Source organism: Varibaculum sp., from assembly GCF_008661855.1.
Classification (GTDB): Bacteria; Actinomycetota; Actinomycetes; order Actinomycetales; family Actinomycetaceae; genus Varibaculum; species Varibaculum timonense_A.
This window is the reverse complement of sequence record NZ_RPZY01000058.1, coordinates 1-22,525: the sequence shown is the minus strand read 5'-3', so window position 1 is coordinate 22,525 and position 22,525 is coordinate 1. Positions and strand designations below refer to the sequence as shown.

Sequence of the window (22,525 nt, the reverse complement as noted above, 5' to 3'; positions counted from 1 at the left end):
GCGTGAGTGCGGCGTTGATGAAGCGACCATTGAGCAGATACGCATGGCGGACAGGGCAGACTTCAATTCCAACAGGCGGTTTTACCGATGGACGAATGAGGGTGAACCCGGAGGGAGAGTGGAAGCGCCACGGGAGGGAAAAGACGGAAACAAAAAAGCAAGCCTCCTCTGAGCGGCAAAAGCAAAAGCACAGGAAAAGTTCCGAAAATAAAACAAATTCTCCCACTACGAAGACCGAAACGTCAGAAAAACTACGGAACACAGAAAAGACTTTCAAATAAAGTTACCGAAATACCGCGTCTGTTAGGAAAAGTGAGGTCGTTCACCTTAAGGTTGAAGAGTGAGTGATTTCATGTCAGCTGCCCACCTCGCGCGAAATACCGTGATGCGTCCGGTATGGAAACTTATAGGGGGAGCACCCACTATGACCATGCGGGAAATGGCAGAACAATTAGGGGTAGAAATTGAAGTAGTTGATCGATTTTGGACTTCCTGCGGTTTCCCTAAAGCTGACCCCGACACCTATATGTTCACCGAGCAAGATGCGCAAGCAATTAAAGAATGGAATCAAGAAGTCGGGGAGGGGGCACTCGCCCGCAATACGGTAACTTCTCTGCTACGCGCGCAATCATATATGGCCGATCGCCTGGTGTTGTGGCAACTAGAAGCAATCGTGGCTGACTTTCAGGAACGAATGCAACTGGACGATACCTCTGCCCGTTTAGTCGTCTTGGACGAGATTGACCAATATATAGAGCTGCTGCAATCCCAACTGGGATATGCCTGGCGCCGGCAAATGGCATACCTTTTGCTCAACACCAACCGAGAAGTTGAAATGCGCGACGCGAAAGCCGCGGTATCTGATTCCTATCCTCTCGATCGTTGCATGGGATTCGTGGATATGGTTGCCTATACACGTCGCTCCTCAACTATGAGCGGAGCGGCGCTCGCGGATTTAGTGCAAAGTTTTGAAATGGCTTGTCGGGACGTGATAACCACTCGGGGAGGACGAGTGGTCAAGACCTTAGGGGATGCCGTCCTGTTTGTCGCTGACGATTTGCTAGTTGCCGCCGATATTGTGTGTGCCATGGTTGATTTCTTGAACTCTCGCCCCGAGATTTTGCCGGTGCGTGCTTCCCTGGTGCATGGGCGGGTGGTTTCGCGTTCTGGAGATATTTTTGGTCCCCCAGTTAATCTGGCTTCGCGCCTGGTAGATATTGCTCCTCGCGGGCAAATCTTAATGGATGCTACCTCGGCGAACCAGCTTCGCGAACTGGACAGAGAGGGACTGTTTACAGTCAAACAGGCAGAGACTGCCGACTTGCAGGGATTGGGGGAAGTGGAAGCTTGGCAGCTTACTCGCGGTAAAACTGATGGTGCTTCCAAACCTTTGATTCGTCGTACTATCTTAGAGATACTTCCAACGGTGGCAAAGGAATAGTAAAGCTAATATAAATCTGAGCCGCTAGCGCTAAAGAATTGTTTAGATTACCATGGAAATATGACTACAGTTTTACTTGTTGAAGATGATCCCGCAATCTCCGAACCATTGGCGCGCGCCCTAGGGCGTGAGGGATACGAAGTGCGTTCCCACGGTACCGGTAGGGGAGCTCTCGGCGACATTATCGGTGCTGATTTAGTGGTTTTAGACCTAGGGTTACCGGATATTGACGGTCTAGACGTAGCTCGGGAGATTCGTTCCCAAGGGTCGTCTCTGCCGATTCTGGTGCTCACCGCGCGCACCGATGAGGTCGATATGGTAGTCGGGCTAGACGCGGGAGCAGACGACTATGTAACCAAGCCTTTCCGCCTAGCGGAACTGTTAGCCCGGGTGCGCGCCCTTTTGCGCCGTGCCGGTAGTGACTTTCAAGATGACACCCTCGAAGCACAAGACATAAAAATTGATGTCTCTGCCCATCGAGCTTTTCAAGATGGGCGAGAATTGCAGCTGACCGCTAAAGAATTCGATTTACTGCGGATATTGATTAAAGAAGCTGGTAACGTGGTTTCCCGCCAAGTAATTATGCAAGAGGTGTGGGGGTCGGATCCCGCTGGCTCTACCAAGACCTTAGATATGCATATATCCTGGTTGCGGCGCAAACTTGGCGACGATGCTGCCTATCCCTATTACATTTCCACGGTGCGAGGGATGGGTTTCCGTTTCGAGACTGAACGAAAGTAGCCAGCGATGCGCCGCCGCGCGTTGTTAATGGTTTTCCAATCCGTCCTGGTATCCCTGACTCTACTCGGACTTCCCCTGGCGGTATTGGCTCCCTCCTATGTGTGGCAGTCGGCTCAAAGTGCTCAAAACGGTCAGGTCGCTACGTTGTCGCGTTATCTCGACCAGATTGGGGCGCATGACCTAGAGCGGGTGCGCCAAGCGGTATCCCAATGGCAAAAGGTGAATGTTCCCGAATCCCAAATCACCATTGACCAGCGAGAAAAACGAATATATGACTCTGGTGCTATCGCTAACAGGTGGAAACTACAATCCCATACCCGCAGTGCAGGCGGTCTGTATATCACTATCCGCTCCTCCGCTGTTCCAGTAATCTGGTCCTCCATCGGAGCCGTCTGTGCAGTTCTAATCTGCGCAGCAGTGGCGCTCGGGGCAGGTACTGCTTTTGCGTTCCGGGGCTCTAGACGCTTGGCAGCGCCCCTAATCTATTTGTCTGCACAGGCAGAACAAGTAGGCTCAGGGGCAGTTCAAGCCCGGATTGAACCCACAGGGATTGAAGAAATTGACCTGGTTAGCGAGGAGCTTTCCCGCTCAGGAGAACGCATTATCGGCAGAATCGCGAAAGAACGTCAGTTCGCTTCCGATGTCACCCACCAGCTGCGCACCCCGCTAACCGCGCTGTCAATGCGGATTGAAGAAATCGAGTATTTAACCGACAATGAGGAAGTAAAACACGAAGCCGAAGCCTGTCTAGAGCAAATAGAACGGATAACTCAAGTAGTTGGGGACTTGAAAGAACGTGCCCGACAAGCTACCCATGGCAATACTCAAGCCGTAAAAATAGAGGATATTTTCCGTCAGCAAAAGGACGAATGGGCAGGTCAATTCGCGGCAAAAGGACGCGAAATTCTGTTTATTAACCAGGTGAGTGACCGCTTACCCCTAGCCACGCCCTCCTCACTTTCGCAAGCGATAGCCACATTAGTAGAAAACTCCCTCAAATATGGGGCAGGTACAGTTACGGTTTCGACCCGCAAAGGAGTGTCAAAACGCTCGATTTTCGTAGAAGTTACTGACGAGGGCGAGGGCGTGAGCGAAGAAATAGCTCCCGATATTTTCCGGCGGGGAGTTAGCGGTCATGGCTCTAGCGGAATCGGTCTGGCGCTCGCAAAAGACCTGATAGAAGCGGATGGGGGGCGGATTGAGCTAACTAGCCGTAAACCGGTGATGTTCACGATTTCACTATCGGCAGTTTCAGAATCCATGTCCCCAGACCGTCTGCTCCCAGAAGGCGGTCTGGTAGTAGTGGGACGGCGGCACGGACGGCATTAAGGTAGCTAGCGCCTTTGGGTTCTTATTCAGAATCCATGAACCCGGCCGGATCCACAGGTGCCGTCAGTGGCATAGGTAGCACCACCTGTTCATCAGGACGTGCCGCTAGTTGGGTGCGAATATAATCTTTGACGGCTTTGCGGGTATGGACATGATGTCCAGCTTTTTCTGACATAAACCAGCGATGTTCTAACACTTCGTGGAAAATCTGGGCAGGCTGAAGTTTTGCTTGCAAATCATCGGGAATCGCGCTGATAGTGGGCAGATAAATCCGATCCATCCAGGTGTTCGCCACCAGACGCAGCGGGGTTTTCTCAAGTTTTTTGCGACGCTGATAAGTCAAAATGTCGGTATAAATGCGTTTTGCCTGTTCCTCTTGAACTTCCAAACCAGTTAAATCTTTTACGCGACGCTGAAAATGCCCCGCCTCGACCACGCGGGGTTGGAAACGAAGAAAATCGCCGTCCTCGTCAGATTCAATATCAACCTGACCGATATCGAAACCCAGCTGCCCAAGTCTTTCCGCCCTCGCCCCAACCCGCCAAATCTCATCGGCGGGAATACGCTCAGAACCGGTTAAATCATTCCATAAATCCTGGTAGCGCTGCTCTAGATAATCGCCGATTGCGGTAACGTCAATATCGGCGTTTACCAGACCCCCGGCCTGCAAATCCATCAATTCTCCGATGATATTCATTGCACCCAAGGAAACATCGTATTCGCGAGACCGGTCGGACAGATTATCGTAAAAGCGTCCCGTTTCCGCGTCTACCAGGTAAGCGGCATAGATACCCGCGTCCCGACGGAACAAAGTGTTAGACAAAGATACGTCCCCCCAATAAAAACCATTCAAATGGAGACGTACCAGCAAAACTACTAGAGAATCCAGAACCCGTTCCAAGTTATCCCTAGATAAATGCTTCGATAATAATACCCGGTAGGGGAGAGAGTATTGCAGGTGATGGGTGATTAAGGCGGCGGAAAGCTCTTCGCCATTCTCCTCAACCCTCCCGGCAACCACGGCGGCAACACTAACGGAAGGGAGTTCTTTTTGGTGCAGCTCCCGCAACATCTGGTATTCGTGAAGCGCGTCCTCTTCCGGTATCTCTTTTACCGCGAAAATCGCCCCGCCAGCCTTAATGAAACGCACCACGTGACGAGAAATACCGCGTGGAAGCGCAGCCAATAAGTCGTTAGGCCAGTCCTTTAATGGTAGTGACCAGGGCAGAGAGGGAATCAGAGAATAAAAAGAAGAGGTTCCCGAGGTTGTGACTCGCAGTTTTTGTTTACCTGGCATATTTCCTCCTCTTACCTAACACCGGACAATTGTTTCACAAGTGGTTGGGTAAGTGCGAACGTGGTTAGCTAAACTCGATTTAGGAACATTACGAAACAGGTGGGGAAAGCGTGGTCGAGCAGCAAATAGGCGGATACCAGGTTCTTGAAACCCTGGGGGCAGGGGGAATGGCTTCGGTCTATAAAGCCCAATCTGCCGATGGTCGCCTGGTTGCTTTAAAGTTCCTGCATCCGCAGATAGCTAATGATCCCACTGCCAGAAAACGCCTGGAGCGGGAAGCAGACGCGATTAACCGGGTCAGCTCCTCCGGAGTGGCAAAAGTTATTGAAGTAAATATCGATGGCGATACGCCCTATGTGGCAATGGAGCTGATTAAAGGGGTAACTCTGGCCGAGGACGTAATTAAGCATGGTACTTGGGACTTACCGGATTTGATTGACTTGGCAAAATGGTTGGCACGGATTTTACGGGAACTGCACAGTGCCGGGGTTTTGCACCGGGATATAAAGCCGGCAAATATTATGATTGCGGCACAAGGACCGGTGCTTATCGATTTCGGAATCTCCCAAACTGTTGGTGAAGAACGGCTAACCGCTACCGGTTTGGTTACCGGGACTCCGGGATATATTTCTCCACAGCTGATTCACGGTGAAAATGCCCAGGAGCAAGATGACTGGTGGGCATGGTTATGCGTGTTGCTCTATTGCGCAAGTGGGCATCCTCCTTTCGGGTCTGGACCTATTGAAGCAGTCCTAGGGCGAGTCGGTGCGGGTTGCCCAGATTTGTCGGGGATTCCGGGGCAGCTAGCAACCGTGTTTGCTGCCGGTTTTCAAGTAGATCCCGCCCTTCGTCCTTGCCCGCAGCAACTAATAGCGGCTTTTGAGGCGGTTAATAAAGGGGAAAATCCTACGTCCTATCTGCCAGTTACCTCCCCGGATTCGGTGGTGCTAGATAGCAACGATTCCGGTTTTGCTAACAACGCGGCTCTCCCTGGGGAGGAGCTCCTTGGGGAGGAGGCGGCGACTGCGCTTAGTGCTCCTGGCGGTGGCGCAGCGGTGGCAGGCAGGCAAAGCGTACTTCCCCCCAGTTACGCTCCGCGGAATAATCAACCGGTAAATGGGGTGGCTCTCGCTACAACCGCAGCTTTGTTAGATGAAAATAATGGGGACTATCCTGCTCCGCCTGCCAATAGTGGGGGACAATTACGGGGAAGGAACGAGGGCGAGCAGGTAAATCCAATAGGGGCAGGTCTAGGGGCGGATTTTCGGGCTCAAGGTCAAGATTCGCATTTACCTACTTTTGGGGACAGTCAAAGCGTAGCCGGGAATCTTTCTGGTTCAGCCGAGTGGCAACCCCGTTATATCCCCCACAAATTACCTCTAGCCTGGTTGTCCTGTGTGCTATTGATGCTGGCGTTATGCCTGGGGGCAGGGGCAGTAGCTTTGAACCCAAACTCCTTGGTCAGAGGGTTAAATTCTTACAGTTACGCCGTGGTTTTGATGGTCGCAGTAGGAGTTTTCTGCCTATTTGGAGTGTTCAGGGCGCGTTTGCGTGATGCGCAATTAGTTTCCGGGCTGCTTAAACCCCCGCGTGCAGCCCTTAAAACCCAACCCGTCCTCACTCCCTTAATAGGGGCAGCGCTAACTACCGTCATGGTGGGAGTAGGAGTGGCCTTGATAGGACAGTATGGGTCTCAGCCACTTATCGAGGTTGCCAACTCGGTGCTACCGGCGGGAATACGAGAGATGCCCGACGTGCAGCGCCTCTGGTTATATTTAACGTATTCCCTGTTCACGGCAATCGTAGCGCTGTGTTCGCGGGCGTTTAGGGTAGGCTTCGGCAGTGCTATGCGAATGTTTAGCGGCCCGGTTAGCCGCGTGTTTTGGTTATTAGTAACGGTAGGGGCGGCAGCCACGGCGCAATATATGGTGGTAAATGGAAACTGGTAAGCGAGGAGTGGGGCGAGCGGATACCCAGATAAGCCTAGTGGCATCACTTGGCTGGGAGGAGGGCGCGTCCTCGTCTATGCTTGAAACAATAAACCAGGAAAAATGCGGAGAAAACGATGACACAGAAAAAAGGAAAAATCCAAGCTGGGAAAGCTAAAAATTCGGCTCAGAACCAGAAAGCCCGGCAAGAAAAGCTCTGGAAACAAGTAGAGGCGCAACGCGAAGCCGCGCGGCGCAAACAGACAATGAAACGCGCACTGATTGCGCTGGTGGTGCTAGTAGTAGTGGCGGCGGTCGCCCTCGCCGGATACCTGATTGCACAGAGCGGAAATAACCAAGCGGCAGAAGCGCAGAACGGTAGCGGCGCAGTCATTTCCGGTCAGAGTCCAGAAAAAATAGCTGCCCTGTCGGGTAAAGAAGCAGTTGAGGCTGCCCAAGGGATTTTAGTTAGTGATAAGGGTGTGTATAAGGCAAAGACAGGCGTGCCCACGGTTGAAATGTGGTACTCCTATGCTTGCCCGGCCTGCTTAAATGTAGAAAAGCAAAACGGTAAAGAAATTTTGAAACTGGCTAAAGATGGGAAAATCAATCTGGTTTTACATACAGTGGTTACTCACGCGATTCCTTGGACAGTGATTGCGGGAGAGGCGGCGATGCAGGTTGGTGCCGAGCAGCCTGATAAACTGTTGGATTTCCATGAAAAGCTAATGGCAGTTGCCTGGGAAACCATGTTTGCTAAAGGCGAGGAGCAAGGCTGGAAAGACCAAGGTCAAAACACAATTATGGCTGATGCCGGGCAATCTTTGGCGAAAATCAAAGAAATTGCTAAGCAACTGGGAATCAAAGATGAAGTGATAGCCACCTTTGCTGCCGATACTGAATCTAAGCGACTAATCGGCTGGCAACAGCAGTGGGCTGACGCCGCCGGAAAACAAACTAAACAGGTGGGAACCCCGATGTTTGCTTCCAATGGCAAATTGGTTGAAAAGCCCTTCAATAATGATGGTTCTTTGAATGAAGGGGCGCTGTTGGGTAAATAGCCGTTATACCTGTGGTTTCCGTAGGTTTCCAAGCCGGGATTTAGCTGCGGTTTTGGTCATCTACGGAAGTCATGGCAAACTAAAGGACGTGCCTTTTCGAAGGCGCGAGGGTGGTGCTGGTTGCAGCGCTTCCTAGGCCGACTTAGCTCAGTTGGTAGAGCAGCTGTCTTGTAAACAGCAGGTCATCGGTTCGAGCCCGATAGTCGGCTCCAGGCGAGAATGGTTATTGTCGCGCAGCTAGGATTTGGTTGCGAGCCTTTACAATTCGGCAGGCATTTTCACCACCCGAGCGAACGGAGGCCTTTTTTCCCATGGGTCTATAGGTGTTGCCTATGAACTTTTTTCTAGCATTCTCGGCAGATAGTATATTTTGTTCACTCATGTTCTAAAAATATCAGCTAGCTGAGAAAGCGGAAGTGTCTTGCTGGGTTCCCGTGATTGCTCCCTAGCCATTTCTCATTATTCAGTCGAGTGGGAAAGGTAGCGCAGCAAGAATGATTCATATGCATAAGAGCGGCGGATAGCGATAATCACTCATAGTGACTTAGAACGCGTCAAGGTCGTGCTGCTTATATCACCATCGGAGAATGTTCATTTTTGAAGATTGTTTGGGACAAATCGTAGCTTACCGGTGTTGGTGATTATTGCTCGTTTTTAAAAAGCTTCGGTCTCCTACGCGGTAACACTTGGGTTAAACAGGAGAAACGTAAAAAATAAACCCTACAACTTAACGTTGCTTAACTCCTAGGCTTGATGTGATTATGAGCATAAGCGTCCAAAAGGGTCTCAGCAAAGAAGCGAGCCTTGGGCGTTACAAGGAGAAATGCATGAGGGTTAATGAGAACCGTAGTAGGGCTACCCGCGGATCGGCATCTGATATCGCCCAGGTGTTGGGAGTGTCGAAGGCAGCGGTCTCCTATGCATTGAATGGGAAGCCGGGAATCTCTGATGAAACCCGGCGGTCAATAATCGAATTGGCACGTGCTTACGGCATAGAAGTACCAGAACGTGCTACAAATATACACACTATTCCCTCGTTGGTAGGTTTGGTACTTGCGGATCTTTCCAACCCGTTTTACCAGGAGCTAGGCGTTGCTGTGGCAGAGGTCGCTCGGTCACATAATCTAAACACGCTGTTAGCGCACACCGGCGACCGTCCTAAAGATTTGCTCTCGACCGTGCAAACCATGACTCAGCATGGAGTTAATGGAATCATTCTAACCGCAACGCAAGATGGTGATGCTTCGGTAGCTCGCCTATTGCGCAATGCAAACCTGCCTTATGTGCAGGTATCACGCAAAATGCCAACAGTACGTGCAGCTTTTGTGGGAATAGATAACAAGAACGCGGCAAAAGATATGGCTCTACATATGGTGAGCCACGGATATAAGAAGATAGCGCTGGCTATTGGTCCCCGGAGCTCTTCGGCTTCAAACGAGCGTCATGTTGGGTATCTTGAAGGTCTAATCGAAAGCGGATTATCCACCCCTACTGAGTGGATTGTGCGTACCGATCTGGGAACTGGGGGCGGGTATAACGCCGCAAAACATTTTCGTTCGCTAAAACGTGGGTTACCAGAGGCAATTCTGTGTGGCTCAGATGCCATTGCTTTCGGAATAATAGAGGATTTTAACGCTCATGGTATTAGCGTTCCTGACGACGTCGCTGTGGGAGGTTTTGATGGTGTTACCCCAGCGGTATGGCCAGGATTTTCACTTACCACTATCGTGCAACCAATTCGTGCGATGGCGGATCAAGCTGTGGTGCAGCTAGAAAACCTGATGCGTAACGAGCGTGTCAAGCAAACGGACATCGTATGTCCATATGAACTACATATCGGCAATTCTTGCCGGTGTCGCCCTATTTAATCTGATGAAAGGTATAAGAATAATGGATTCGATATCGCTAAACGGCAGGGTTGCGGTAGTAACCGGAGCCTCGCAGGGGATTGGTAAAGGCATCGCGCTAAAACTTGCGCAGCGCGGCGCTACCGTGGTTGTTGTAGATATTAATGGCGAGGCTGCCAAGGTGGTGGCTGAACAGTGTGGAGGCAAGTCACGATCCATTGCATTGAATGTTGCCGATCGTGAAGCTGTGGATGCCGCCATCGAGCAGGTGATTGCTGAACTGGGCAAGATTGACATCCTGGTAAATAACGCCGGAATCAACCGTGACGGCATGCTTCATAAGATGACCGATGACATGTGGGATGTGGTGCTCGCAGTAGATCTTTCTGCCGTTTTCTACTTGTGTCGCAAGATAGGAGCCCATATGCGTGAAAACCAGTATGGGCGCATTTGTAACGTGGCCTCCGAATCTTGGCAAGGAAACGTGGGGCAAACTAACTACGCGGCAGCAAAAGGTGGAGTTGTCTCCCTAACCCGCTCTATATCCAAGGAGCTGGGGTTCAAGAATGTGACCGCCAATGCAATTGCTCCTGGTTTTATTGAAACAGATATGACCTGCAAGCTTAAGGAAATTCCTTCACGTGCTGGATTCGAGAACCTCTATGAAGAGCAAGTCGCAAAGGTGTCCCTCAAGCGTGCCGGAAAACCAGAGGATGTAGCCAATCTGGTTGCGTTCCTGGTATCTGACGATGCCTCCTACCTGACCGGTGAAACCATTCGCATCGGAGGGGGATACAAGCTATGAGCTTTAAACAAGTGACGCCCGAAGAAGTAGCATCACTGATTCCGAACGGGGCTACTGTAGCTGCCGATGGTTTCACCATGATGAGCGTAGCTGATGAAATCTATGCGCATATCGAACAGTCATTCTTAGAAAAAGGTACCCCGAATAATTTGACATTCGTACATGCAGCTGGGCAGTCGAACCGAGTGGATGGGCTAGCTCGCCTGGCACACCCAAAATTACTAAAACGCGTAGTGGGTCCACACTGGGGACTAAACCCGCCTATGGCAAACCTCTTGGGTGAAGACGAGGTAGAAGCTATTTGCTTACCTCAAGGTCAAATATCCACGCTGTATCGCACGATAGCAGCCGGTAGGCCGGGTCAGCTTTCTACTGTGGGATTAGGTACTTTCATTGATCCACGGCTGGATGGGGGGCGAATTAACGATTCTGCCCGTGCAGTCACAGCTCCTGACGAGTATGTGGAACTGGTGGAAATAGATGGTAAGGAATATCTGTTCTACAAGTCTTTCCCGATTGACGTGGCGATTATACGGGGAACGAAGATAGATCCAGATGGAAACATATCGCAAGAAGACGACGTGACAATTCTGGATTCACTGGCAATCGCGCAATCTGTTCATAATAATGGCGGAATCGTAATTGCCCAGGTGAAGCAGATTGTAGAGCGTGGTGACATTCCGGCTCGTCTGGTGAATGTTCCCGGTGTGCTGGTGGATTACGTTATGGTGACTTCCGATCCAGCGAAATACCACAAGCAAACTAACTCCGCGATTGAGGTAAATATGGATTTGATCACGGGGTATGCCTCCTCTGAGGAACTGGCAAAGTCCATCCTTGCCCACGAGGTGGAACCAGTTCGGGTACGCATTGGGGAGAGGGGCGCAAAGCTGGTACGCGACGGAGACATTATTAATCTGGGTACCGGTCTCCCTGGTGACTCCATAGGTCGGGCGCTCGCGGTGAGCGGTAAGCTCGCCAAAGTTACCTTAACGGTGGAGTCCGGCACATACGGAGGTGTCCCGCTAGGGGGAGTGGACTTTGGGTGTGCAATTCATCCGGCAGCTATTATCAGCCATCCGCAACAGTTCGATTTCTACAACGGTGGAGGCGTGGACATCACCTACATGGGTGTGGGCCAAGTAGATGGTAAAGGCAATATTAACGTTTCGGCTTTTGGTGGCAAAGCCATCGGGTGTGGTGGCTTCATGGACATTGTGGACGGTGCGAAACGAATCTGTTTCCTGATGATTGCCGATTCGAAACATCCCAAGTGGGTAGATGAAGTAGACCAATTAACTTTCTACGGTGCTGCCGCCCTAGATAAAGGGCAAGAGGTCTACTTGGCTTCTGAACATTACATGGTGCAACTAACCCCCGAAGGCTGGAAGATTCTCGAGGTTGATGACAATGCCGCTGCTCGCCAAGCAGCGGCGCTTATTCATATGACGCGTTAAGTAAATCACTGGATTCCGCGAAGGCGGGAACGGTTCTATTAAGAAAGGTAAACAATTGGAAAAAATAGTCATTATTGAGGGCGCAAGGACTGCAATCGGTACATTTGCTGGTTCCCTGTCCACTACGCCTAATCACGTCATGGGGGCAACCGCAATGAAAGCGGCAGTGGAACGTTCTGGCGTTCCCATGGATGCAATTGATGAAGTAGTAGTTGGCTGCGTGGGACAAGTAGGCGGGGATGCCTTCTTGGCACGCCGAATTTCCTTAGAGGCGGGAGTTCGCAAAGAGTCCACTGCTTTCACGGTAAATAGGTTATGTGGATCGGGGTTGCAGGCAGTGCAATCTGCAGCGCTTGAACTGCGTACTGGGGATTCGAAATTCGTAGTTGCCGGTGGTTCCGAAAATATGTCGAACCAGCCCTTTATGGATTTTCAGGCGCGTAACGGCTGGCGCACTGGAAACCATACCTTGGTTGATGGAACTATGTCGCTAGTAACCGATCCTTTTGGTGGTTACCCGATGGGAGTTACCGCAGAAAATGTGGCGGATAAATTCGATATTTCCCGCACGGATCAAGATGCTTTTGCAGCACGTTCACAAAGGTTAGCCGCAAAAGCTCAAGCTGACGGCATGTTCCAAGATGAAATCGTGGACATCACAGTTAAGGAACGTAAGTCGGAGCGTGTGTTTAACACCGATGAGCATTTGCGACCCACCTCCAACGAGGAGAAGTTGGCCAAACTACGTCCTGCTTTCCGCAAAGGTGGATCCGTTACCGCCGGTAATTCCTCCGGCATTAACGATGCTGCTGCCATGTTGGTGATGACCACTGAATCTATTGCAAAGGCGGAAGGTTTAAAGCCGATTGGTGAGCTGGTTAGTTTTGCAAAGGCAGGTTTGTCTCCCGAAATTATGGGTTTTGCTCCATCGTTAGCGATTCCCCGCGCTCTAGAGAAGGCCGGACTAACTCTTTCCGACATTGATTGGATTGAACTCAACGAAGCTTTCGCTGCTCAAGCTTTGGCAGTAATCCGTGACCAGGATTTGGATATGGATAAGACTAATCCGCTGGGTGGCGCGATTGCGCTTGGCCACCCGGTTGGAGCTACCGGTTCCATCCTGACCCTACGCACCCTGTACAACCTGCGCCGCACCAACACCGAATTTGGCATGGTAACCATGTGCATTGGTGGCGGTCAAGGGGTAGCAGCAGTATTCCGTGCATTATAAAGGAGTTCCTAATGAAAATATCAAAGGTGATAGATCTAAAACCCAATCTGGGTGAAGGTCCAATATGGGATGTTAAAAACCAAGAGCTGTGGTGGATTGATTCTCAAGATGGAAGGTTGTTCTGCCACCACGAAGACACTAGCAATCTACGAGTTTGGGACGTGCGAGAAAAAATTGGTTCCATGGCGTTGTATCAAGATGGAAAGTCGGTTCTGCTAGCGCTTCAAACTGGACTTTACAAGTACAATCTGGAGGCTGATAAAGCTGAATTAATTTCAGATCCAGAACCTGAATACCCAAAGAATCGACTCAACGATGGAAAGGTAGATTTCCGCGGACGTTTTGTTTTCGGATCGATGGATACCATGGAAGAAGCCCCGACTGGTCGCCTGTATTCCTATGAAGAGGGCAAAGAACTACGGGTGCTTGACGAAGGAATCATTTGTTCGAATGGTCCATGCTGGTCACCTGATGGATCAATCTTCTATTTTGCAGATACCTGGACCGGGGACATCTGGGCGTACGACTACGATTTGGAAACTGGTGACGTTTCTAACCGACGAGTGTTTGCGACCGTAGATCAGTCGGATGGGGGGAGCGTGCGATGGAATGACTGTTGATGCTGAAGGATTCGTCTGGCAAGCACACGTGTATGCGGGAAAGCTGAATCGTTACGATCCCGATGGAAAACTGGAACGCCAAATTGAAATGCCGGTAAAGAAGGTTACCTGTCCAGTATTTGGTGGGTCGAATTTAGATCGGCTTTTTGTTACCACCATGGCGCGTCCTCCGCTTCCCCGTTTCCCCGAAGACGGTGCTGCGCGCGGAACCTTGTATGTGATTGATGATCTTGGAATTAAAGGCTACGAGACTCCTCGGTTTGGAAAATAAGGAGAAGAAATGAAACATAATCGAATCAGCCGCGGTTCTGCGCCTCTTAGCCTTATCCCGAAAGGATCTTGGGTTGCCCTTGGCGTAACCTGGATTATTTGGGCTATTAACGCTTTCGATCGCGAAGTAATACTTCGCCTTGGTCCAGTGATATCTCACCACTTCAAGCTGAGTCCGGAACAATGGGGAACAATCACTGCGATTATTATGTTCTCACTCGCAATATTGCCCATTGCTGCCTCGCGTATGAGCGACAAACACGGTGTAGGGTGGAAGAGAGCAGCTTTCCAGGTGCCTCTGGTAATCGGCTATAACCTTATTTCAGCCTTCACTGGAATAAAAGCGATTGCACATAGTCTGACTGTATTTATTGCCCTGCGTATCGGAGTAAATCTGGGCGCAGGTGCAGGCGAACCTATTGGTATTTCTAACACTACAGAATGGTGGCCAAAGGAACGTCGCGGATTCGCGTTAGGTGTACATCACACGGGTTACCCAATTGGAGCGTTGTTTTCTGGTTTGGCTGTAGCTTGGATTTTAAAGACATTCGGCGATGAAAACTGGATGTATGTATTCTTCATAGGTCTAATTGTGTCCGTACCAGTGATGCTTTTCTGGCACTGGTATTCTACTCGTGATCGTATCGTTGCTACTTACAAAGAAATCGAAGCTAACGGTATGACTGTTCCGATAGATCCGGAGCAGGAAGCAATCCACGCAGATGCCGAAGGCGCTGTTGGTAAGTGCTTACGCAATAGCATTGTGATGCTAACTTCTGGAACCACTATGCTTACGCAAATTGTTTACATGGGCATCAATTATGTATTGCCACTGTATCTTGCCAACATTATGGGTCTCGATTTCTCTCGGGCAGCTGCCTACTCGATCGTATTTACGATTACAGGTGCTTTGGGGCAGATTTTCTGGCCGTCACTGTCTGATTATCTGGGACGCCGCACGACAATTGTGTTATGTGGTATTTGGATGGCTGTTGGTGTTGGAGGCTTCTACTTTGTGCGTAGCATGGCGTTCTACATCTTCTTGCAACTTTTCTTCGGTCTAGTAGCTAACGCTGTATGGCCGGTGTACTACGCTGCGGCAACAGATAATGCCCCCGATGGTGCTCACGGTACCGCAAACGGGTTCATAACTACCGCAATGTTCATTGGAGGGGGTCTCGCACCGCTGCTGATGGGATGGCTTATTGCTCTAGGGGGAGGCTGGGAGGTCGCCGCTGGATACAATTTCACCTTCCTCTTCATGGCGGCATGTGCAATCTTAGGGGTGCTTCTCCAGCTCTTTATCCCTAAGGGTGTCTTGGAGTCTCGCCATCAGGATGCCTAATCATTCCCGCTGAGTAATAGCATCTAGGTACTAACAATCGCTGGTGGGGTAGCTAAAGTTACCGGTTACCCCACCAGTGATAAAGATTGGAGAAGCAATGAAATTTATTCTTGCGCCAGATTCATTCAAGGGAACCATGACCGCAGCTACTGTCGCAGCCACCATGAGGGCCGGAGTTCTTGATGTGTTTCCTGATGCCGAATGTATCGAGGTTCCCATGGCTGATGGTGGCGAGGGAACCACCCGATCCTTAGTTGATGCGCTAGGCGGTGAAATGCGTACTGTCGAAGTTAGCGATGCACTAGAGCGCCCTAGAACCGCGCACTTCGGGTGGATCGAGACGGAACGCCTGGCGGTCGTCGAAATCGCCGAGGCTGCCGGCATCGAACACCTCACCACAGAAGAGCTGAACCCCCGCGAAGCAAATACCGCGGGCGTGGGTCAGCTGCTCAACCACATACTTGGCCTCTCTCCCGCCCGCCTGATAGTTGGCTTGGGCGGATCAGCCACCAATGACGGCGGCTGGGGCATGGCGCACGCCCTGGGCGCGGTTGCCACAAATGCCGCAGGCAAGGAAATTGAGACCCGGGCGCTGGCCCTGGCGGACGCCGCCAACCTGGACATCGGCGGCATCAGCGAACGCTGGCGAGATGTAGAAATCACGCTCGCGTGCGACGTCGGCAACCCACTCACCGGCGAACGCGGCGCAACCGCTGTCTTCGGCCCCCAAAAGGGCGTGCAACCGAATGAGGTTGAGGTGTTTGACGCAGCCCTCGCCCAATGGGGCAAGCTGCTGGACTCTGCAAGCGGGCGTGCCGTATCCGAGATTCCCGGAGCCGGAGCAGCCGGCGGTCTGGGCGCAGCCTTCATGGCACTGCTGGGCGCAAAACCGCAGCGCGGCGTGGAAGTCGTGATATCCACCGTGAAGCTCGGCGAAAAAATCGCGGGTGCGGACTTCGTGTTCACCGGTGAAGGCTCCATGGACTTTCAGACTAAGTTCGGTAAAACTCCGTGGGGAGTCATGCTCGAGGCGCGCGCACAGGGCGTGCCTACCATCGCGTTCACCGGCAATCTTGGCCGCGACGTGGAGTCACTACACGAAAACGGCTTCGCGAGCATCATCCCCACCGTGCGGGTTGTTGGCACCCTGAACGAGGCTCTCGCCACAGCTCAGCCGTCACTACAAGATTCAGTGCGAATGGCGTGCCGCATCCTCGCGGCGGCACGAATACACGAATAGCTCTAAGACGGCTTGGCTCAGCACGGGTCAAGCGCACCTACAGGGGAACCGGTTTGGCAGAGCCGCCTAATTGGCAAGCCCCAGACTAAAAGTTGAACAAGGAGTACTCAAGATGATTTCCGGGCAAGCACTTTGGCCAGAAGAAATGGTGCAAGATTTGCAACCAGTCGAGGTATACGGGCGAACGGTTCAAACCTATGTACCTGGTCCTGCTTCACTGTATGAAACTCTAGGAAATACCGCGCAACGGTTCGCCAGTAAGGTGGCAATTTATGCTGAGGACGGTAACCGTTTCACTTTCTCTGAAGTCAAGCAGCTAACCGACCAGTTCGCGGTCTATTTGCATACAGAATACAAAATTGGTCCCGGAAACCGGGTAGGGGTATTGCTGGACAACGGAATTGACTTTATTACCTCTTTCTACGCTAGCAACCGGCTAGGCGCCATCATAGTGCCGCTCCCTGGTAAATTCCGTCGGGCGGAAATAGATGCTTTGGTGGCTCGGGCTAACTTAGATTTAGTCATTTGTCATCCTGAGCAAGCTGCTTGGTTTGAGGATAAGCCAGTGGTTACCACCTCCTCTAACACCTGTGCTTGCGGGTTACCTTTGAATAGTGAGAAGGGGGAGTTAGACCCGAAAACAGTGCTGGCAGAGGTTCCACTTCCGGGAATCGAGCAGGACTCCATCCTGCTATTCACTTCGGGAACCACATCCCTATCCAAAGGTGTGCTGCTGACAAATATGAACGCAGTACATGCTGTACGTTCTTATGAAAGGGTACTTGAGTTAACCAGCGATGACACTACTATTATCGCTGTTCCCATCTACCATGTAACCGGAATGATTGCCATCATTGGACTATTTATTTATTTGGGAGGTTCAATTCATATCCAGAAACGTATGGAAGGCAGACCATTTGTCAAGGAAATTTTCATTTCTGAGGTTAGCTTTGTGCATGCCTCTCCTACGGTTTTCGCGTTGATGTTAGAAGAGCGTGATCGTTTTCCCGAACTTCCATCGGTGCAGAAGATGGCATGTGGCGCAGCCCATATGCCAGTATCGCGAATTAAAGAATTACACGAATGGATGCCACAAATGCAGTTCCGTACGGTGTATGGGCTAACCGAAAGTTGCTCTCCTGCTTTCGTGTTTCCCTGTGATGCGGCTGGCTCTCCTTACTTAGGATCCTCGGGATTACCCATCCCCGGACTAGAAGTGAAGATATGTGATGATTCTGGGGCGGAGTTGCCCGTTGGCGAGGTAGGCGAAATAAAAATGCGCGGAGCTAACATTGCTAGGCGCTATGACGAAATCGAAATTGAAGCCTTGACTGCTGATGGTTGGCTAGCCACCGGTGATGTAGGGCGGGCCAATTCTCAGGGGTATATATACCTGATGGACCGCAAGAAAGACATGATTAACCGCGGTGGTGAAAAAATCTGGTGTATCGATGTGGAAGAAGAACTGCGTAGGCTAAACGTGATTGCAGATGCATCTGTGGTTGGAGTTCCCGACCCAATCTATGGTGAAGTTGCTGCTGCTGCCGTGGTACTTGCGGATGGGGCAAACACCAGTGAAACACAACTGAAACAAGAACTAAATAAGCGGTTGGCGCGCTACCAGGTTCCGGTATACTTCCGCCAGGTTTCCGCCATTCCGCTGACCGCTGGTTCGAAGGTGGACAAGAGCGCGGTACGAGCATTGTTTGTTTCTCTCTAAACTGATTTATCCTCTAGATTTTCTTGGAAACTGCCAAACTGTGAGTGAAATTTTAGCGCCGCTGCTGACCTTTCCGGGTTGCCGTGCGCATAAACTGACTGGATCACTTGCGGGTTATTGGTCGCTGCGAGTTAGTGGGAACTGGCGGTTGATTTTTCGATTCGTAGGGGAAGATGTAGAACTTGTTGATTACCTTGACTATCACTGAGGAGGGTTAGAGAGGATGAGTATGGAAAATGCGGTGTATCCCGGGGCGGTAATCCGGGAGGATTTCTTAAAGGAACTTGGGGTTTCAGTTAGTGATGCCAGTCGAAAATTGGGGGTATCTCGAGTTACGCTCTCGCGGGTTTTGAATGGGAAAGCGGCGCTGACTCCTAACCTAGCTTTGCGCCTGGAGCTTGCGGGAATTGGCAATGCCCGCCTATGGCTGGATATGCAGACCTCCTATGAGCTAGCCCAGGCTCGTAGTAAAGAGACTCCCAGGGTAGAGCCGCTAGTTGCCCTCTAGCTTGTAGGGGGACATACGCATTTGAGCCTGTTGTCTGCTGGGAATCGGCGGCGCTACAATAACGGGATTACCCCTGAAGTGATAACAGCTGGTATTTAGCGGTAAATGTGGCGCCTATGCCCAATCTTTAGGGCATGTGGGGACAATAAAATCACCGCAAGCAAGATTTCTTGACACACGTAAGCTTGTCAAGTAAACTTGCTTAATGAGGTTTAAGGCAAGCGCTTTCAAACATGGATACACGCAAGCCGAAATCACCCACGCTATCCGCAACGCCTGGCGCATCCTCGACCTTGACGAGGGAGTAACCCTGTTTCTGGGTCCCACCCCCGATGGACGCATAATCGAAGTCCTTACCAACCGAGACGGAGACTGCTTTCACGCCATGACCGCTAGAACCAAATTCTTTCAGTAAGGAGCACCCATGATTACCGACACTAAACTCACCGACGAAGAATACGCCGCCAAATTCACCCAAACCGACCCAGAAGAAACCATGAAATCTGCGAAGGGAATCTGGGATGCTGACGCCTTCCGGGATATCCAGGTGGCTAGAGACCGTAAAGAACAAGCCGAAATGGAACTCACTCAAGCGGTAGCTAAAGCCCGACAAGCCGGAATGACCTGGCAAGCAATCGGCGGGCTGCTTGGAATGAGCAGACAGGGAGCTCAATCCTATTACCGGTCGAGAATCGCGTAACACAGACATCACGCCACTTCAGATAAGTACGCTGTTGATGCCAACCTGGGTTTTTGTTCTGAGGTCAGAGGCTCTTGCTTTGTTTCTCATGGCTTTCCGGGTTGGGTAGCCTTTTCCAAATCTTTCCGTGCTGGTGGTAGCGGTAGTGTGGGGGTTGCGTTATCGCCCTCCAGATGTAAAATCGCCCTCCCGAGTGAAGTTTAGAGGCGGATTAACAGGCGCATTAGCCGCCTGGGGAGGGTGATTATGTCTGGGGAGGGTGAAAGGGGTGCTTGCGTCTGTTATGGAACCGCAACGGATACACTGCAAAACCGCAATGGAAGTACTGTAGAACCGCAGCGACAGAGTTGTAAAACCGCAACGGGTCTACTGTAAAACCGCAATGAAATTCCGTCTAAATCTCAATGAAGTGCTAAAATCGGTTTGTGGTTGCCGATATGATTCCGCGAAATGCAAGAGTGTTAGCTGAAGAAATTTTAAGTGACACTCCCGTGCTGACGGTGTCGGGTGCACGCCAGGTGGGCAAGAGCACCCTAGTAACTCAACTGCTACAAAATCGGAGTCATCGCTTACTCAACTTGGATAATGCCGCGACCTTACAGGCCGCACAGGCGGATCCTGACGGTTTTGTGCGCCAGTTCTCGGAAGGGACCGTGGCAATCGACGAAATCCAACGAGTGCCAGCACTTTTTCGTGCAATCAAGGCAGCAGTTGATGAAAATCGTCGGTCTGGACGCTTCATTATCACCGGTTCTTCGAACCTGATGAATCTGAAAGGAGCGGAGGAATCGCTAGCAGGGCGGGCGGAAACTCTACGTTTACGCGGTTTCAGCCAGGGGGAACGCGCGGGTTTTAAAGAAGATTTTGCGGCAAATGCCTGGAATTCGCACCCTCAACTACCAGTGTCCCAATTGGAACGCGGTGACTATCTAAGCCTGGTTACCGAATCCTCCTTCCCCGAAATTGCCGAAGCTGCTCCTCGGCGGCGTGACCGCTGGGTTCAAGCGTATGTGGAACGGGTATTAACCAAGGATGCTACCGAATTGTACGGGATTCAGTATCCGGATCGACTGCGCCTCTTGCTGAGAAAAATTGCCTCGCAGGGATCCTCAGAATTTGTCGCGGCGCACGCTGGCAGGGAACTGAACATTCCAGAGCGGAGCCTTCCCGGGTATCTAAATGCTTTAAAGGACGTGTTCTTGATTGATGTATTACCAGCTTGGGGTACTAATCTAACCCGGCGAGTGATTTCGAAGCCAAAAGTTTTCCTACAAGATCCTGCCATGGCGACCAGCCTGGTAGGTGTAGATGCCAAGTCTCTAGAAATGCAAATTTCCAGTTCCTTTACCGGTGGGCTACTGGAATCTTTCGTAGCCACTGAACTTTTGAAACAACGAGAGTGGTCAGCGATCCCCTTTAACTTGTTCCATTTCCGGGACTCTACCGGGAAAGAGGTCGATTTGGTTATGGAGTCACGCAGTCGCGAAGTGGTAGGCGTAGAGGTCAAGGCGGCAGTCAGTTTGCAGGGCAAAGATTTTTCCGGATTGCGTCACTTACAAAAGTTAGCTGGTGACAAGTTCCGCTGTGGAATCCTGCTGTATGCCGGAAAAGAATCCCTACCGATGGGGTCGGGGCTTTGGGTAATGCCTATCTCGACACTGTGGAGCGTTTAACCGCTTGGAGAGGGTGATTTTTTCCTGGAGAGTGCAGCGCTATCGAGATTATTTCGTTGCGAGGTGAGGGCGCGCAGGTCGGTAGAAGCGCTCCGTATCTCTGGTCTACGCGGGGGATATATTTTTCCTCCCGCCCAAGAAATCGGGGAGAGATCGAGTCCCTCCCGATTTCTTATGCCCACCGCGCCCACTCGGATAAAATATATCCCCCGCGCCGGTCTGTCTCGGAGCGCTAAAAGACGCGAGAGGGGACAGATTACCCATGATTAGCTTATTAATCGGATACGTTTCCCTCTAGATAAATTCCAAATCGGTCCTTGGCTCAACTTTTGCAAGGCTCACCGGGGTCCCCCGAGCGCTTTTATCGCCCCGAGACCGCACAGGTTGCGTCTGGTATCTCCCGCGTGTAGAGGGAATGATAAGACTCTTAGTAGCCCGATTTTTGTAGGGGGATTCTTCGTAGGAGCAGTGCGAAGACTACTACCAGGGCAATCGGGGCGGCGGTGAGGGCGACTAAACCTGACTAGCCCGCGTGATACCCGGCGATACCTCCTAGGATGCCGAAACAAGGCCCTCCTAGGAAACACTCGTTGCTTTTTAGTAGCGGGACTAGGAATCAAGCCCTACCGGCACGGTTACCTACTGCCCTGGAGGAAAACTAAGCAGCGGCTACCTAGGGGTTTCCCCTTAAGTAGCCGCTGCTCTTGCTAGAGTACGGAAGCCACTTTAGCGGTCTTTACTGGTGAGGGTCAGACCTAAATGGTTTTCAATATCTAGGTGTCTATTTATCCCTTGGCGACGCGCCGGCGCACCAGCACTACTCCGGTAGCCAAAGCCAGAATCCCTAGCCCCAAGGCGGCGCTGATTTCAGAGCCGGTAATGGGTAGTGGGGGAGTCTTGCTGCGCGGGGGCGGAGGAGTGTCTCCTGGCGGAGGCGGGGTAGTACTGCTAGGTGGGGTAGTTTGCGATGGAGGCGGAGGGGTGGTGTCCGAGGGCGGAACCGTACACTTGTTAGTAATCAAGAACCCTCCGGTAGCATCTCCCATAATCTCACTACGATATCCCTTTATCTCAACCTCGGAAACGGTGTATTCAGCGAGTCTACCGTCAATATACTTCGGCAGGTCGGTGAACTTACCTTCCCAAGAGTTATCGGCATTTAACAGCAGTTTCTTGCCGGTGTCCTGCCCATTTGCCAGTAGCTTTACCTCAATTTGGGTGGCATCCGGACAAGTCTTGTGGGGATTAGACCATTTCTTGGTTACTTCCACCTCGGTGGTCATCTTATTCACCACCGAAACTGTGTAGGTCT

General features: G+C 51.3%; 22 protein-coding genes and 1 tRNA gene. 20 read left to right on the top strand and 3 right to left on the bottom strand.

Annotation, left to right across the window (positions count from 1 at the left end; genetic code table 11):
- Nucleotides 1-277 (bottom strand): hypothetical protein (locus tag QZT94_RS08360; RefSeq protein WP_296773364.1); only part of this gene is annotated, 277 nt, incomplete at its 3' end.
- A 63-nt stretch (nucleotides 278-340) separates the two neighbouring features.
- Between QZT94_RS08360 and QZT94_RS08355 the strand changes: the two genes are divergently transcribed.
- From QZT94_RS08355 to QZT94_RS08345, 3 genes are read left to right on the top strand one after another with little or no spacing between them, the layout of a single operon-like run.
- Complete coding sequence (locus tag QZT94_RS08355; RefSeq protein WP_072509299.1) at nucleotides 341-1,441, top strand: adenylate/guanylate cyclase domain-containing protein; 1,101 nt, start codon at nucleotides 341-343, stop codon at nucleotides 1,439-1,441.
- 60 nt (nucleotides 1,442-1,501) lie between these two features.
- Nucleotides 1,502-2,182, top strand: coding sequence for a response regulator transcription factor (locus QZT94_RS08350; RefSeq protein ID WP_072509300.1), 681 nt, complete (start codon nucleotides 1,502-1,504; stop codon nucleotides 2,180-2,182).
- Between the two features lie 6 nt (nucleotides 2,183-2,188).
- Nucleotides 2,189-3,511 carry a HAMP domain-containing sensor histidine kinase gene (locus QZT94_RS08345; RefSeq protein ID WP_296761273.1) on the top strand — a complete coding sequence of 441 codons (1,323 nt, stop codon included), beginning with the start codon at nucleotides 2,189-2,191 and terminating at the stop codon, nucleotides 3,509-3,511.
- A gap of 22 nt (nucleotides 3,512-3,533) precedes the next feature.
- Here the strand turns inward: QZT94_RS08345 and QZT94_RS08340 are convergent, their stop codons facing one another.
- On the bottom strand, nucleotides 3,534-4,808 hold the full coding sequence (locus tag QZT94_RS08340) for a DUF4032 domain-containing protein (protein WP_296761274.1): 1,275 nt from the start codon (nucleotides 4,806-4,808) through the stop codon (nucleotides 3,534-3,536).
- Nucleotides 4,809-4,918: 110 nt separating this feature from the next.
- Here QZT94_RS08340 and QZT94_RS08335 point away from each other — a divergent pair, with 110 nt between their 5' ends.
- From QZT94_RS08335 to QZT94_RS08255, 17 genes are all read left to right on the top strand, one after another.
- Entirely contained in the window at nucleotides 4,919-6,757 is a 1,839-nt protein-coding gene (locus QZT94_RS08335) for a serine/threonine-protein kinase (RefSeq protein WP_296761276.1), read from the top strand.
- A 116-nt stretch (nucleotides 6,758-6,873) separates the two neighbouring features.
- Complete coding sequence (locus QZT94_RS08330; protein WP_296761277.1) at nucleotides 6,874-7,797, top strand: thioredoxin domain-containing protein; 924 nt, start codon at nucleotides 6,874-6,876, stop codon at nucleotides 7,795-7,797.
- Nucleotides 7,798-7,933: 136 nt separating this feature from the next.
- Nucleotides 7,934-8,009, top strand: a tRNA-Thr gene (locus QZT94_RS08325).
- Nucleotides 8,010-8,624: 615 nt separating this feature from the next.
- Nucleotides 8,625-9,665, top strand: a complete 1,041-nt coding sequence (locus QZT94_RS08320) for a LacI family DNA-binding transcriptional regulator (protein ID WP_296761279.1) — start codon at nucleotides 8,625-8,627, stop codon at nucleotides 9,663-9,665.
- Nucleotides 9,666-9,687: 22 nt separating this feature from the next.
- Nucleotides 9,688-10,449, top strand: a complete 762-nt coding sequence (locus QZT94_RS08315; protein WP_296761280.1) for an SDR family NAD(P)-dependent oxidoreductase — start codon at nucleotides 9,688-9,690, stop codon at nucleotides 10,447-10,449.
- The gene (locus tag QZT94_RS08310) at nucleotides 10,446-11,906 is read left to right on the top strand and encodes a CoA-transferase (protein ID WP_296761282.1); all 1,461 of its coding nucleotides are present in this window, start codon (nucleotides 10,446-10,448) and stop codon (nucleotides 11,904-11,906) included. Before QZT94_RS08315 ends, QZT94_RS08310 begins: the two co-directional genes overlap by 4 nt.
- Before the next feature lie 55 nt (nucleotides 11,907-11,961).
- Nucleotides 11,962-13,137 carry a thiolase family protein gene (locus tag QZT94_RS08305; RefSeq protein WP_296761284.1) on the top strand — a complete coding sequence of 392 codons (1,176 nt, stop codon included), beginning with the start codon at nucleotides 11,962-11,964 and terminating at the stop codon, nucleotides 13,135-13,137.
- Nucleotides 13,138-13,148: 11 nt separating this feature from the next.
- Nucleotides 13,149-13,757 (top strand): SMP-30/gluconolactonase/LRE family protein, encoded by a 609-nt coding sequence (locus QZT94_RS08300; RefSeq protein ID WP_296773362.1) that lies wholly within the window; start codon nucleotides 13,149-13,151, stop codon nucleotides 13,755-13,757.
- On the top strand, nucleotides 13,747-14,028 hold the full coding sequence (locus QZT94_RS08295; RefSeq protein ID WP_296773361.1) for an SMP-30/gluconolactonase/LRE family protein: 282 nt from the start codon (nucleotides 13,747-13,749) through the stop codon (nucleotides 14,026-14,028). Before QZT94_RS08300 ends, QZT94_RS08295 begins: the two co-directional genes overlap by 11 nt.
- A gap of 9 nt (nucleotides 14,029-14,037) precedes the next feature.
- A complete protein-coding gene (locus QZT94_RS08290) occupies nucleotides 14,038-15,372 on the top strand; it encodes an MFS transporter (protein WP_296761286.1) in 1,335 nt (444 codons plus the stop codon).
- A 97-nt stretch (nucleotides 15,373-15,469) separates the two neighbouring features.
- Nucleotides 15,470-16,612 (top strand): glycerate kinase, encoded by a 1,143-nt coding sequence (locus QZT94_RS08285; protein ID WP_296761287.1) that lies wholly within the window; start codon nucleotides 15,470-15,472, stop codon nucleotides 16,610-16,612.
- Between the two features lie 70 nt (nucleotides 16,613-16,682).
- Nucleotides 16,683-18,332: a class I adenylate-forming enzyme family protein gene (locus tag QZT94_RS08280; RefSeq protein ID WP_296761289.1), complete on the top strand. Its 1,650-nt coding sequence runs from the start codon at nucleotides 16,683-16,685 to the stop codon at nucleotides 18,330-18,332.
- Nucleotides 18,319-18,540, top strand: a complete 222-nt coding sequence (locus QZT94_RS08275) for a type II toxin-antitoxin system mRNA interferase toxin, RelE/StbE family (protein ID WP_270625447.1) — start codon at nucleotides 18,319-18,321, stop codon at nucleotides 18,538-18,540. Before QZT94_RS08280 ends, QZT94_RS08275 begins: the two co-directional genes overlap by 14 nt.
- Before the next feature lie 15 nt (nucleotides 18,541-18,555).
- Nucleotides 18,556-18,840: a HigA family addiction module antitoxin gene (locus QZT94_RS08270; RefSeq protein WP_270625449.1), complete on the top strand. Its 285-nt coding sequence runs from the start codon at nucleotides 18,556-18,558 to the stop codon at nucleotides 18,838-18,840.
- A gap of 205 nt (nucleotides 18,841-19,045) precedes the next feature.
- On the top strand, nucleotides 19,046-19,255 hold the full coding sequence (locus tag QZT94_RS08265) for a hypothetical protein (RefSeq protein ID WP_296761291.1): 210 nt from the start codon (nucleotides 19,046-19,048) through the stop codon (nucleotides 19,253-19,255).
- Nucleotides 19,256-19,264: 9 nt separating this feature from the next.
- Complete coding sequence (locus QZT94_RS08260) at nucleotides 19,265-19,540, top strand: hypothetical protein (RefSeq protein ID WP_270625452.1); 276 nt, start codon at nucleotides 19,265-19,267, stop codon at nucleotides 19,538-19,540.
- 437 nt (nucleotides 19,541-19,977) lie between these two features.
- On the top strand, nucleotides 19,978-21,213 hold the full coding sequence (locus QZT94_RS08255) for an ATP-binding protein (protein WP_296761293.1): 1,236 nt from the start codon (nucleotides 19,978-19,980) through the stop codon (nucleotides 21,211-21,213).
- A gap of 785 nt (nucleotides 21,214-21,998) precedes the next feature.
- On the opposite strand, the gene QZT94_RS08250 is transcribed toward QZT94_RS08255, so the two are convergent.
- On the bottom strand, nucleotides 21,999-22,525 hold a 527-nt coding region (locus QZT94_RS08250), incomplete at its 5' end, for a Cna B-type domain-containing protein (RefSeq protein ID WP_296773359.1).

Bases quoted from the DNA above. Each gene is read 5' to 3' on its own strand.
- QZT94_RS08310 (WP_296761282.1), top strand. From the start codon at position 10,446: ATGAGCTTTAAACAAGTGACGCCCGAAGAAGTAGCATCACTGATTCCG.
- QZT94_RS08350 (WP_072509300.1), top strand. From the start codon at position 1,502: ATGACTACAGTTTTACTTGTTGAAGATGATCCCGCAATCTCCGAACCA.
- QZT94_RS08330 (WP_296761277.1), top strand. From the start codon at position 6,874: ATGACACAGAAAAAAGGAAAAATCCAAGCTGGGAAAGCTAAAAATTCG.
- QZT94_RS08320 (WP_296761279.1), top strand. From the start codon at position 8,625: ATGAGGGTTAATGAGAACCGTAGTAGGGCTACCCGCGGATCGGCATCT.
- QZT94_RS08260 (WP_270625452.1), top strand. From the start codon at position 19,265: ATGATTACCGACACTAAACTCACCGACGAAGAATACGCCGCCAAATTC.
- QZT94_RS08270 (WP_270625449.1), top strand. From the start codon at position 18,556: ATGAGTATGGAAAATGCGGTGTATCCCGGGGCGGTAATCCGGGAGGAT.
- QZT94_RS08345 (WP_296761273.1), top strand. From the start codon at position 2,189: ATGCGCCGCCGCGCGTTGTTAATGGTTTTCCAATCCGTCCTGGTATCC.
- QZT94_RS08340 (WP_296761274.1), bottom strand. From the start codon at position 4,808: ATGCCAGGTAAACAAAAACTGCGAGTCACAACCTCGGGAACCTCTTCT.
- QZT94_RS08295 (WP_296773361.1), top strand. From the start codon at position 13,747: ATGACTGTTGATGCTGAAGGATTCGTCTGGCAAGCACACGTGTATGCG.
- QZT94_RS08265 (WP_296761291.1), top strand. From the start codon at position 19,046: ATGAGGTTTAAGGCAAGCGCTTTCAAACATGGATACACGCAAGCCGAA.
- QZT94_RS08315 (WP_296761280.1), top strand. From the start codon at position 9,688: ATGGATTCGATATCGCTAAACGGCAGGGTTGCGGTAGTAACCGGAGCC.
- QZT94_RS08300 (WP_296773362.1), top strand. From the start codon at position 13,149: ATGAAAATATCAAAGGTGATAGATCTAAAACCCAATCTGGGTGAAGGT.
- QZT94_RS08290 (WP_296761286.1), top strand. From the start codon at position 14,038: ATGAAACATAATCGAATCAGCCGCGGTTCTGCGCCTCTTAGCCTTATC.
- QZT94_RS08255 (WP_296761293.1), top strand. From the start codon at position 19,978: ATGATTCCGCGAAATGCAAGAGTGTTAGCTGAAGAAATTTTAAGTGAC.
- QZT94_RS08285 (WP_296761287.1), top strand. From the start codon at position 15,470: ATGAAATTTATTCTTGCGCCAGATTCATTCAAGGGAACCATGACCGCA.